8 protein-coding genes are annotated in these 12,768 nt (G+C 41.1%); 1 reads left to right on the top strand and 7 read right to left on the bottom strand.

The window, feature by feature from the left end; translation table 11 throughout:
- The first annotated feature begins 156 nt into the window (after positions 1-156).
- The gene (locus tag G6R02_RS18110) at positions 157-1,761 is read left to right on the top strand and encodes a catalase (protein ID WP_164670770.1); all 1,605 of its coding nucleotides are present in this window, start codon (positions 157-159) and stop codon (positions 1,759-1,761) included.
- A gap of 153 nt (positions 1,762-1,914) precedes the next feature.
- Here the strand turns inward: G6R02_RS18110 and G6R02_RS18105 are convergent, their stop codons facing one another.
- The 7 genes from G6R02_RS18105 to G6R02_RS18075 all read right to left on the bottom strand — a co-directional run bounded on the left by G6R02_RS18105 (position 1,915) and on the right by G6R02_RS18075 (position 12,725).
- A complete protein-coding gene (locus G6R02_RS18105) occupies positions 1,915-2,553 on the bottom strand; it encodes an endonuclease III domain-containing protein (RefSeq protein ID WP_164670769.1) in 639 nt (212 codons plus the stop codon).
- Between the two features lie 213 nt (positions 2,554-2,766).
- Positions 2,767-2,934: a hypothetical protein gene (locus tag G6R02_RS18100; protein ID WP_164670768.1), complete on the bottom strand. Its 168-nt coding sequence runs from the start codon at positions 2,932-2,934 to the stop codon at positions 2,767-2,769.
- 173 nt (positions 2,935-3,107) lie between these two features.
- Positions 3,108-4,820 (bottom strand): thiol reductant ABC exporter subunit CydC, encoded by a 1,713-nt coding sequence (gene cydC, locus G6R02_RS18095; protein WP_164670767.1) that lies wholly within the window; start codon positions 4,818-4,820, stop codon positions 3,108-3,110.
- A complete protein-coding gene (gene cydD, locus G6R02_RS18090; RefSeq protein ID WP_164670766.1) occupies positions 4,817-6,550 on the bottom strand; it encodes a thiol reductant ABC exporter subunit CydD in 1,734 nt (577 codons plus the stop codon). The genes cydC and cydD overlap by 4 nt, the downstream gene beginning before the upstream one ends.
- 34 nt (positions 6,551-6,584) lie before the next feature.
- Positions 6,585-7,598, bottom strand: coding sequence for a cytochrome d ubiquinol oxidase subunit II (locus G6R02_RS18085; RefSeq protein ID WP_164670765.1), 1,014 nt, complete (start codon positions 7,596-7,598; stop codon positions 6,585-6,587).
- A complete protein-coding gene (locus G6R02_RS18080; RefSeq protein WP_164670764.1) occupies positions 7,595-8,944 on the bottom strand; it encodes a cytochrome ubiquinol oxidase subunit I in 1,350 nt (449 codons plus the stop codon). The genes G6R02_RS18085 and G6R02_RS18080 overlap by 4 nt, the downstream gene beginning before the upstream one ends.
- 1,024 nt (positions 8,945-9,968) lie before the next feature.
- Positions 9,969-12,725, bottom strand: a complete 2,757-nt coding sequence (locus G6R02_RS18075) for a UPF0182 family membrane protein (protein WP_164670763.1) — start codon at positions 12,723-12,725, stop codon at positions 9,969-9,971.
- Positions 12,726-12,768: the final 43 nt, after the last annotated feature.

Below are 12,768 nucleotides of genomic sequence, written 5' to 3'. Positions count from 1 at the left end.
TTTTAACAGTGAATCCTAATTGTTTCCCTTCCCGGTAAAGATTTTTTCAATAATCGTATTTGCGCACCTCCATACCAAAACATTGCAAATGATTGTCATATTTTGAATGAATATTGGATAAGCTAGCAATTAGTGAAAAAAAGAGGAGGATGAGCAATGGCTAACGATAGCGATAAGTATCAAACGAATATCGAAAACGATGATACACTGACGACTAAACAGGGTCATCCTGTTACTAACAACCAGAATATACGAACGGTGGGAAACCGCGGGCCTGCAACACTGGAAAACTATGATTACATTGAGAAAATAAGTCATTTCGACCGGGAAAAGGTTCCTGAGCGAATTGTTCATGCACGTGGTGCCGGTGCGCATGGGTATTTTGAGACATATGGAACTGCCGGTGATGACCCTGTTTCAAAATATACACGGGCAAAAGTGTTTCAGGAAAAAGGCAAACAGACGCCTGTTTTTGTCCGCTTTTCAACAGTTGTACACGGAAGGCATTCACCGGAAACAGTCCGGGACCCACGCGGGTTTGCAGTTAAATTTTACACAGAAGATGGAAATTGGGATTTGGTCGGGAATAACATAAAAATCTTTTTCATTCGTGATGCGATGAAATTCCCTGATATGATCCATGCTTTTCGGCCTGATCCAGTTACGAATTTTCAGGATAGCGAGCGCTTTTTTGATTTCTGTTCAAACTCGCCGGAATCATTCCATATGGTCACGTTTATGTATTCACCATGGGGGATTCCTGCAAACTACCGAATGATGCAGGGGTCTGGAGTGAACACGTATAAATGGGTCAACAAGGATGGAGAGGCAGTACTTGTTAAATATCATTGGCAGCCAAAGCAGGGAATCAAAAACCTGACAGTGGAGGAAGCAAACGAAATCCAGGCAACCAATTTTAATCATGCAACGCAGGATTTGTATGAAGCGATTGAACAGGGAGATTATCCTGAATGGGAACTTTTCGTTCAAATCATGAGTGATGATGAGCACCCGGAACTTGATTTTGACCCGCTTGATGACACAAAAATTTGGCCTGAAGATCAATTCCCGTGGCTTCCGGTTGGAAAAATGGTGCTGAACAAAAACCCGGAAGATTTTTTTACTGAAGTGGAACAGTCATCATTCGGTACAGGGGTTCTTGTCGACGGACTGGATTTCTCTGATGACAAAATGCTTCAGGGAAGGACATTTTCCTATTCTGATACACAGCGGTACCGTGTTGGGGCCAATTATCTGCAATTACCTATCAATGCCGCCAAAAAACGGGTTGCAACGAATCATTCAGGTGGAAATATGCGGTATGAGTCGGAAAATGTACCAGAAAAAAATCCGCATGTTAACTATGAACCATCATCACTTGGTGGATTAAAAGAGACAAAACAAACTGGTAAAGAATATACACCAAAAGTTGAAGGTAACCTGGTACGGGAAAGTATTGACCGAACAAGTAATACGAAACAAGCCGGAGAAACATACCGGAGTTTTGAAGACTGGGAAAAAGATGAGTTAATCAAAAACCTTGTAGGGGATCTCTCGGAATGTCACCAGGAAATTCAGGATAATATGCTTTCACTTGCAGAGGAAGCTGACGAAGAATACGGACGACGCCTCCGGGAAGGATTGGCCGAGGCAAGTAAGATGGGCTCAGACGGATCAAGTAAAAATCCACTCGGCAACAAAGATAGTGAAAAAGCACCTGGTAAAGCAGTTGACAAAGGACATGACGCAGATCCATATTAAAAATGACAAGAGGCTGGGACAAAAGTGTTTTATCAAAAACAGAAACCGAACATAGTGGAAATAGTGTATAATACCGCTCCGGGAATATACTTCGCTGTTTCCATACATTGTTCGTCTTTTGTGCAACACTTTTTTGTTAAGTCCCAGCCTCCTTCAGCTAATTCGCTGTATACAATGCTTGCTTAATGGACAGGAACTGCAAAGTGGTTTCTTTTTACAATACTGTTTTGCATGTTCAACAAGCAGGGCATGATATTCTTTAAAAACATGAAGGTCATCAGGAAGGTATTCCTCAACTTGCTCTCGAAATCTGTCATATGATACCGGCATGTCATATCCAAAGCGGCAAAAGATTCTTCTCGCATATGCGTCCGTCACAAAAACTGACTTTTCAAATACGTAAAGCAGCATAACATCAGCTGTTTCACGTCCTATCCCATTGATATCCAGCAGTTCATGCCTCAAACTGTCCATGTTCATTTTCTTAATCCGTTCAACATCATAATCATATGCCCTAAACCAATTCATAAACGCTTTAATCCTTTTTGCCTTTACATTGAAAAAACCACTTGGTCTAATAAATGCTGCCAGTTCTGCTACTGACAGATTATCCATTTTTTGTGGTTCCAAATATGGCTTAACATTGGAGAGGGCCTTTTCCACATTGCGCCAGCTCGTGTTTTGCACTAAAATGGCACCGATCATCATCTCAAATGCTGTGTCAGCCGGCCACCAGCCCTGTGGACCATAATGGTTATACAGTTTCTTATATATGAAATGATAATTCTGCATGGAACCCCCCGAATAACTTTACCTGTTTTTTACGCTGGATAAATACTTGATTCACAATCCTATTATATCATTTAAAGTGAAGATAACATTATCTGCGGACGGAGGTGCCCAATGCGATTTTTAGCAAAGATCTGTATCTGTTTGGCAGCTGTCATGTTCTACATGCACATTTGATGTTTCCTTCTTTTTACTATCAATATGAATTTTCCTCTTTTAAAACTTTGCAATCAACTGACGGAAACCTTTAAAACTGTAAATTTTATCTTGCTTGGCAGGTTTACTGTCATTGTTGCGAACTGATTTCTCATATATATTCATAGTATAGGTTACCTTTTGCATCTGTTGCATGCGGGCTTCATCTACGGTTTGAAAAATAAACATTTTATTTTCAACTCCTTCGCTATAATGTATCTTCAATACTAATAATACAGCTGGTATCAGTTTTCGTCTTCGGCTTGATGACCGAAATTCAAGCACAAAAAAACCCTACTCATAATGTAGGGTTCATACGTCTCTGGACCGAACTTGGTTTTAAATCAAACACTTTTATTCTACTAAAGCAGCTCTTTTTCTATCTGTTTCATTTCATAAAAATAGCCTTTTTCCTGCATAAGCTCATCAAACGTTCCGGATTCAATGATTGTCCCTTGATCCATAACGATAATCCGATCCATCTTTTCCAGTCCCGTCAAACGATGACTGATCAAAACGACCGTATCATCAGCTGCCTTCTGAAACAGATGTCTGTATATATTTTGCTCTGTCAGTGCATCCACAGATGACGTTGGCTCATCCATCAGCCACAACCGCCCGCACTTAAGCATTGCCCGGGCAATTGCCAGTCGCTGCTTTTCACCCCCGGACAGATTTTCCCCTTTTTCATATACAGGATCAGTTAAGGAAAAATAATCAAGCTCCACTATAGCCAGCATCGCTTCCATTACTTCATCTGTTAACTCCTCATTGGCAAGCAGCAAATTGTTCCTTACTGTACCGTAGAAAAAGTGATTTTCCTGAAGAATAACACGGGCATTTCCCCAAATTTCCTCCTGGTTTATGTGGTCGACAGGAATACCGTCAAATAAAACACGACCATCATCAGGCTCATTGATTTTCAATATAAGCTGCAGTAATGTCGACTTCCCTGATCCGCTTGGTCCGACGATTGCTGTCTTCGAACCAGCAGGAAGTGTTAAGTCAATATTTTTTAATGTGGTTCGCCATTCATCCGGAAAGGTGAATGTTACACTGGTCATTTCAATTGCAGGAGCTTTGTCATGTTTGATCTGTTGGGGTTCTTCAGGTTCCTCAGTTCTTTTTCCGCATACAACAGAGAAAAGTCGTTCCGCTGCCTGTTTGCTGTCCTGAATGTGTATTGGAAATACGGCCATTGGTGAGGCATCCTCAAAAACAGTCAGGGAAATCATTACAAGCATGGCGAGCAGGATTCCTTCCAATTGACCATCTGCTACCATATAAGCTCCCAATGCCAGTACAAACCAGGAGACCAGAAGCGACACAAAGGTATTTACGGATTGACTGTACAGCATGTTCACATTTTCATTTTCCTGTTCGGCAACATACGCATTAGATGACTCGATTAACTGGTTTTCTTTTTCACCAAGTTTCTGGTATATTTTCAAATCACGAAATCCATGGAGAAATTCAGTTACTTCTGTCGATAATTCTCCTCTTTCTTTCCGGACATGACTGTCGATTTTCGCCTGTCTTACCGCAAACAGCGCCGGAACAACAAATGTCGTCAGGATTAACCCGACAAACAATACAACTGCCACTGCAACCGAGAAATACGCCGTAAACAAAATCGTTGCTAAAAAGACGATTATTAGAACAATTGGCGGGTAAAACACCCGTAAGAAGAAATTCTGCAGGCTTTCCACATCCCCAACAATTCTGGAAAGCAGGTCACCGCTCCGATACTTTTGAAAAATTCCCGGTGCCAGCGGTTCAAGCTTCTCAAAAAAAGAAACACGCAAATTACTTAAAATCGTAAATGTTGCCCGATGTGAAAAATACCGTTCTGCATAGCGGCTGAACGCTCTCGTAAATCCCAGTAATTTAACCGTGGATGTTAAAATAATCAATGCGTATAAAGGAGGTGCAAAAGCTGCCTTTGAGATTAGATAGCCACTTGCAGCAAAAAGGCCAACTGCCGCTATGCCGGCAATAAACCCAAAGATTATCGAATAGAGAATATCCTTTTTCTCCATCATCAGCAGCTTCATTACAACAGCCAAATCCTTCATTTTGCAAGTCCCCCCTGCTGAACAGATACCATATCCCGATATGCAGCGAACGTCCCGATAAGTTCCCCATGCGTACCCGCGGCAGCCAGTTGCCCATTCTCCAGGAATAGGATTTTATCGGCATTTTTTATCGTATGAAGCCGGTGAGCGACAGTAATTACGGTAGAATGCTTCGACAATTGTTCAATGGATGTCTGTAAAACCCGCTCCGTCTGTAAATCAAGTCCGGTTGTCGGCTCATCAAACAGTATGACTGATGGCTGCTTAAGAAATGCCCTTGCAATGGCAAGGCGCTGCTGTTCACCACCAGAAAGCCCCCTGCCTGCTTCTCCAACAGGGGTATCATAGCCCTTTGCAAGCGATTGAATCATTTCTGAAATACCTGCTTTTTCTGCAGCCTTTTCAATTGCAGTCCGGGAAGCATCTGTTCTTCCTCCGATAGCGATATTTTCTGCAATAGTCCCTGAGAAAATATAGGGATGCTGGGAAATGTAACTTAATTGATCAAACCATGCTTTTTCATCGTAATCAGACAATGGTCTGCCGTTGACTAAAACATCGCCTGTCTCCGGACGAATAAGGCCGGCAATCAGGTGCAAGAGAGTTGTTTTCCCGGAACCACTCCGCCCGGCAATTGCAATTTGTCCATATGGCGGTATCTCCGCGGAAATACCATCCATCTCAAACTGATCTTTTCCATAACTGAACCTGACACCCTGCAAATCGATGGCAGGTGGTGTCGCTTCATCTGGTAGTAACAAATTCCCCCAAACAACTCGCTGTTCTTTTTCTGCTAATTCATCTTCTATCTTTTTCACTGCACCCATGCTGCTTCGTCCACTATGAAAAGCACTGCCTAACTCTTTCAGTGATGAATAAAATTCAGGTACAAGCACCAGTACAAAGAAAGCAGTAAAAAAGGAAATGCTTTCGTATACGATAAGCTGAATCGCCAGTTCCAGTGCAATCAACCCGATACTGAGCATGGAAATCATCTCCAGCATGAAGGAAGAAGCAAAGGCAACTTTTAAAATCTTCATGGTGGCATCCCTGAAATTTAAACTGCTTTGCCGAATGGTTTCTTTTTGCTGTCTTGCCCGTCCGAACAGCTTAAGCGTAGGCAAACCCTGTAAAATATCCAGAAACCTTCCCGAAAAAGCAGCGAGCTTTTCCAGTTGTTCCTCTGACTTCTTTTTCGTCTGTAAGCCTATGATAATCATGAAAACAGGTATAAATGGTGCAGTAATAATCATGATTAATCCAGAATTAATATGCTGTGTGAAGACGGCGATAAGTATGAAAAGCGGGATAATGGACGTTTGAATCACTTGCGGAATATATTGACTGAAGTAACTGTCCACTTCATCAACAGCATCCAGCATCACACTTACTTTTCCGCCGGTTTGTCCATGCAATGAAGCCTGAACGGGACTTCCGGAAAATTCATTTAAAAGAGATTTCCTGTATTTGCTCTTAGCCTTCGAGGCCATCTTAGCGCCGTTAAGCCCACTCCAATAGGTAAACATCGTTCGTGCTAAAAGAACGAGGAGTAATCCAGCCAACATAGGGATAACTTCAGTAAAAGACTTCCCCTTCAGGAATACACCATCAATAATTGTGACAAATAGATAGGCCTGCATGACAATCACCGTTCCTGTCAGCAGGGCTGAAATAAGCAAAAATACCATTCTTTTTTTCTGTTCGTATAAAATATTTTTTAAGCTGCTCATGGATATCGGTATCTCCCAACCTAAAAATCAGTAATCACTTTTTCCCTTTAACATAGTCTGCATTAAATAAAAACAGCCGCATTAATAAAATCAGGGAAGGAATCAGCAGACATAGCCCGGCAAGAAAGGCCACTATCAAAGCAATGCCCATCGACTCATGTGTAGCATTTTCATATATCGTAATGTATGGATCCAGTAAATATGGCAGATGACCCATTCCATAGCCGAAGAAAGCAAAGAAAAATTGCAGCATCACACTAATAAATGCAATACCATAATGTTTTCCCTGATAAATCAGCCACATTGCCAGCAGGAAGAATCCTACAGATAAACCGAACATCCACCATAGATCAAGCATTTTTTCATAATGGCGTTCATTATGCTGACTCAATGCAATAAACGTTGTTAAACTTGCAATAATCGTAGGCACACTCCAAAACAACGAATATTTTCGTACCAGCTTCAACGCCGGAATGTCATTTGCACGTGCAGCGTAAAACGTCAGGAACGCAGCACTGATATATAGTACGGAAACAATAGCCAGAAAGACAACACTCCATGAGTATGGACTTGTCAGAAGTTCCATGTAACGCAATGATACTACGCTGTTTTCCTCAACGATAAAACCGCCTTCTGACAAGGTTAGCGCCGTGGACAATGACGCCGGGATTAACAGCCCTGTTGCTCCATATAAAAACATGTATGTGTTGCTCTGTTTCGATCCATAATTTTCAAAAGCATAAAATGATCCGCGAATCGCAAGCAAAATTATCGCGATACTTCCCGGAACCAGTAAAGCTGTACCGTAATAATAAGCGGAGTCCGGGAAAAAACCGACAACCCCGACGAAAAAGAATACAAAAAATACATTGGTTACTTCCCAAATCGGTGATAAATATCTTGAGATTAACTGATTCATTATGTGATCTTTCTTTGTGATTTTCGCATAATACGCAAAGAATCCAGCGCCAAAATCAACGGAAGCAACAATCAGGTATCCGTATAAAAAGATCCATAATACGGTAATGCCAATTAGTTCATAACTCATTCTTCATCACCCTTTTCTATCGTTGGGTACTGTTTTTCCAATTCATCTTCGACCGGATTATTGCGGAACAGTTTACGTAAGGTAACGATACACAAGGTTCCCAGTAAAATATATAATGCCAGGAACAGGATGAACATCAGATCAACATGCGGCGAAGTTGTCGCTGCTTCTTCCACCGTCATGTAGCCCCTTATTATCCATGGCTGACGTCCTACTTCAGCGTAAAACCAGCCAAATTCAATCGAAAGCATTGCCAATGGCCCACCAAGAACGATTAGTGACAGTAAGCCTTTATTAAGTTCATTCCATTTTTTCACCTTGAGAAAGACAAGGTAAAGAAACGATACACCTATAAGGAACATACCGATTGTGACCATTAAATCAAACATATAATGGATCCAAAGCGGCGGCCGTTCACCCTCAGGGGTCTCCTCCAACCCCGTTACCTCAGCGTTAAAGTCACCATGGGCAAGGAAACTCAAGAATTTAGGAATACGGATTTCGCCGATGACCTCATGGGCCTCATTTAGCCACCCAAACAGTATCAGGTCAGCACCTTCCTCTGTTTCAAAATGCCATTCGGCAGCTGCCAATTTTTCAGGTTGGTGTTCAGCAAGGAATTTTGCCGATGTGTCACCTGATAGTGCCGTTAAGACAGCGAAAATAAACATAGTTGTCACTGTAAACGTCAAAGCTTTTTTATGATAATCAGTTGCCTTCTTTTTAAGAATCATAAAGGCAGTTATTGCAGCAAGGATAGCCGCACATGTCGCATAAGCTGTTGTTAATACATGAAATACTTTCGTTGGTGTGGCAGGGTTAAACATTGCAGCAATCGGATTAACTGCTGCAAAGACACCATTTTCAACTTCAAAGCCTTCTGGTGTATTCATAAATGCATTTACTGTAGTTATAAATACAGCAGAAGCGCCAGCACCAATTACAATAGGTATCGATAACAGCCAATGGGTAATTGGCTTCTTAAATCGATCCCATGTATATAAGTAAATTCCCAGGAAAATAGCTTCAAAGAAAAACGCAAAAACTTCCATAAATAATGGCAGACTAATAACATGACCCGCGACCTGCATAAAACCTGGCCATATGAGTGATAACTGCAATCCGATTGCTGTTCCGGTTACAACGCCAACCGCAACGGTAATAACAAAACCGCGTGCCCATCGCCTGGCTAACATTCGGTAGTGCGGATCCTTTTTCCTGATACCAATCAATTCAGCTGCAGAAATCATCAATGGAACGCCAACACCAAGCGTTGCAAATATAATATGAAAACCAAGTGTCATGGCGGTTAGTAATCTGCTCATCATGACCGAATCTAGTTCCATCTAATAACCTCCCCCGGAAAAAAGTGTTAAATTATGTTCAGTACTGAGCATGTATAAAAAAAGATGTTCGTTATTATTCAATTTCCACTACACTGATAGTATAAACCAGATTAATAACAAATGAGGCATGGACCAATGACAAATAAATGACATTGATATCGAATGCGAAAGATCTTAAATTGATATACAAAAAACGCTTGGATAAACAGTCCAAACGTGCGGGTAGTATCTGATATATCTATTTCAGGGGATATTTTGTCCCTATTTTTCGGGTTGTTTTGTACTTAAACCCCCAAGTAATACGCTTTATGAAGGCTGTTTTAGTAAATTTTGTTGCTTTTTCACCTCACAGTTGACGTAAACTGCTGCGAACTAAATTTTATATTATTTAGTGAGGCTCTTTGATCACTGTAGCTGGAATATACTCGCTTTCCTAAGGTCTTGTCCCGATCCCCCTCCACTCGTACCTCGTTTCGGGGTCGCCTAACTTGAACTTCTAAGCAGGAGTCTCGCATATTCCAGCTGCTGGTTTAAAGGGTTAAATTTATCCCGTTACTAAAAATTATCGATTTACCAAGATAAAGTGAGCAAAACACAGCGGAGGAAATACACGGAGACTCCTGTGGGAGCAGAGGCCTAGATGAGACTCCGCAGCGACGAAGGAGCAAGGAGGCTCATCAGCCGCCCACGGAAAGCGAAGTGTATTTCCGCAGCGGTATTATAGCACTCACTCTTTTTTTAAAAAGTTCCGTCGCATTCTATGAATTTTATGTCAAAAACAACAATCTATACAAAAACAGCTTTCATTATATTATTTATCGAATTTAGATCTTCGTAACACGAGTGAACAAAGTTTGGTACCCAGTATAGTCTAGTGCTTTCACCTAATACATTAATAATCCCGTACCACCTTCCAAAGTGATACGGGATTATTTTACAACAATTAGTTAGTTGACACTATTGCATGACATATTAACTTAGCTTTTCTCCACCAAAAAGTAACCAATACAGCCTCTGGAGATACTTACTGATTTGATTCTTTTTCATTCAGTTTATTTTCAATTTCCGTCATAATCTTTGCTGCCTCTTCCCAGTTTCCTGCAGATAAAGCTTTTTGATAGGAGTCAAATAATTCTCCAAACTGCCGCAGTTTTTCTTCAGCATCTGAAATCTGCTGTGAAGGATCATCTGCATTTTCATTATCACTGTCATCTTCATTATCATTTGCTTCCTCATTGCTCTGCCGGTCCGGATTAATGATGTCCAGCATTGCATCAAGTGATTTATCAAACGTTTCTTTCATAACAATATGATCACCGTAAGCCAGAACAACCCGCTTCACTTCAGGAAGTGATGTCTCATTGGATGATTCGATATAAATCGGTTCGACGTAAAGTACGGTATCCTCAATTGGTATTGCCAGCAGGTTCCCGCGTATTACCTCCGAACCACCCTGTGACCACAGGTTTAACTCCTGGGATATGTCACTGTCCTGGTTAATCCGATTTTCTATTTGTTGCGGTCCGTAAATATTTCTTTGTTTCGGGAAGCGGTAAACAAACATTTCACCATACTGTTCACCATCATTGCGAACACCCATCCAGGCAATCATATTTTGCCTGTTTTTCGGAGTATACGGCATCATCAGAATGAATTCTTCCTCATCCTCATCAGGCAGTTTCATCGTCGTGTAATACGGTTCCATTGTAATGTCTTCATTAAAATATTTTTCCGTTGGGAACTGCCAAAAGTCTTCCCGATTATAAAATACTTCCAAATCAGACATATGATATGTTCCATACATGGAAGCCTGGATTGTAAAGAGCGTTGTCGGGTATCGTAAATGTGCCTGGATATCTTCAGGTACCTTTTCCATAAATAAATCAGGGAATATCTTCTGGAACGTTTTCAGCAATGGATTATCCGGTTCAACCACATAAAAATTTACTTTTCCTGTATACGCATCAACCATTACTTTCACAGGGTTCCGGATATAGTTGGTTTCACCCTGATAGGCTTCGGAATACGGATAATTTTCTGCTGACAGATATGCATCAATCATCCAGACAAGACTGCCATCATCACGAACCACCAGATAAGGGTCCTGGTCATACGTGAAGAATGGTGCGATTCGCTTTACACGATCCATAATATTTCTGGTTGCCAGAAGTTGACTTTCATCTGTTACCTGATCTGAGATAAACATACGGAAAGAACCTTCATTTAATGCAAACAGTAATCGGTTAAATCCATTTAAAGGTATACCGGAATCTGCTTCATAACGCGTATCCACATTTTCCTCACCTGATGGATAATCAAATTCATCGACATTACTGTTAACAATAACATTTTGATAGGATTCTTCACCAAAATAAATTTGTGGACGATCCACATCCATAACACCCTCAGGCGGCAGGTTTTTCAGCATATACTCAGGCTGCCCCTGTTCCGTCACCTGATTAACATGACTCATCGCAACCCCGTACCCATGTGTATAGCGGAGATTTCGGTTAACCCATGTTTTGGCCTGATCCGGCAAATCAGCCGTATTCAATTCCCGTGCTCCCAAAAAGACTTGTTCATAATCACCATCGACTTGATAACGATCAATATCGACATCATTAAATTCGTAATATGTCCGGAACGTCTGCAATTGGTTGTAAACATCAAGCAATGGCCTGGAGTCATTCATCCGAATGTTATCAATTGTGCCTCTGTTACGCTCCACCATAGCCTCGCTTAACGTACCATTTCCAGGATGTTCTTTCTCATTAATGCTATCCAGGTCATATGCGGTCCTTGTATACGTTAAATTGTGTTCCAAATAAGGTTTCTCTTTGGAAAACTCATTTGGCGAAACAATGAAATTCTGAACGGCAACAGATGCGCCCTGTCCAACAACAACTAACCCTATATACACCACAATTGGTATAACCATCGAACGCAAATTACCCCGTGTAAGCATAACTATTACCCAAACGGTTGCAATAACAGCAACAGCCGCCAGTATATAGTCCTTTGGAATATTGATGACTTCATCTGTATAGCTCAGGCCATATACAACACTCTCCTGGAATAAATTTACCTGGTTGGTCAACAATGTTCCAAATGGCTGCAATAAATGGGATCCAGCCAAAAGCAGCCCGACAATGCCAAGTGTGAAACCCATATGCAACTGTGCTGACCTGCTCATTCGATACATATTAAATACGGAATAAGCACCAATTTCCACCAGAAGGAAAAATATACTTAAACCAAGCAGCAGGTAAACAATAAATTTAAGGAAAGGTAATACAAATACGTAAAACGAAATGTCCAGGTTAAAATACGGGTCCGTCTGTCCGAAAGACGCACGCTCAATAAACTTCAGCGTCCGCTCCCAGCCGATTCCCTGCGTAATACTGCTGCCCAATAATCCAATTAAAAAAGAAATGCCCAGAATAATAAGTATTATTTTTTTGCCATCCAGCAAAATTTTTGGTAATTGACTGGAATCAAAGTGTTTTATGTACGATCTTCTTATCCAGTAAAGGGTGAAAAATGTCCCTGCAGCAAATATAAGAAACCCGGCTGCGCCAAGCAACACTTTACTTTTCAGGATGGTCGTGAACACACCTGCAAAACCAACAGAGTCCATCCAAATGTAATCCGCCATAATTCCCAGCGCAAATAATCCCGCAATAACGATCAGCAGGATAAACAGTACAATATAACCAATCCGGTTAAATAATTTTTTATATTTTTCTTTTTGCTCTTCAGTTAGTGTTCCATTAGCATCCAATCTTGTTCTCCCCCTATAATCAGTCCAAATCCTTTCTCTATCA

The sequence above is a fragment of the Virgibacillus doumboii genome (assembly GCF_902806455.1).
In the GTDB taxonomy this organism is placed as follows: domain Bacteria; phylum Bacillota; class Bacilli; order Bacillales; family Amphibacillaceae; genus Lentibacillus; species Lentibacillus doumboii.
The sequence above is the reverse complement of the archived record's forward strand: the minus strand, read 5'-3'. Positions and strand labels throughout refer to the sequence as shown.

Bases quoted from the DNA above. Each gene is read 5' to 3' on its own strand.
- G6R02_RS18110 (WP_164670770.1), top strand. From the start codon at position 157: ATGGCTAACGATAGCGATAAGTATCAAACGAATATCGAAAACGATGAT.
- G6R02_RS18105 (WP_164670769.1), bottom strand. From the start codon at position 2,553: ATGCAGAATTATCATTTCATATATAAGAAACTGTATAACCATTATGGT.
- G6R02_RS18100 (WP_164670768.1), bottom strand. From the start codon at position 2,934: ATGTTTATTTTTCAAACCGTAGATGAAGCCCGCATGCAACAGATGCAA.
- cydC (WP_164670767.1), bottom strand. From the start codon at position 4,820: ATGAAGGATTTGGCTGTTGTAATGAAGCTGCTGATGATGGAGAAAAAG.
- cydD (WP_164670766.1), bottom strand. From the start codon at position 6,550: ATGAGCAGCTTAAAAAATATTTTATACGAACAGAAAAAAAGAATGGTA.
- G6R02_RS18085 (WP_164670765.1), bottom strand. From the start codon at position 7,598: ATGAGTTATGAACTAATTGGCATTACCGTATTATGGATCTTTTTATAC.
- G6R02_RS18080 (WP_164670764.1), bottom strand. From the start codon at position 8,944: ATGGAACTAGATTCGGTCATGATGAGCAGATTACTAACCGCCATGACA.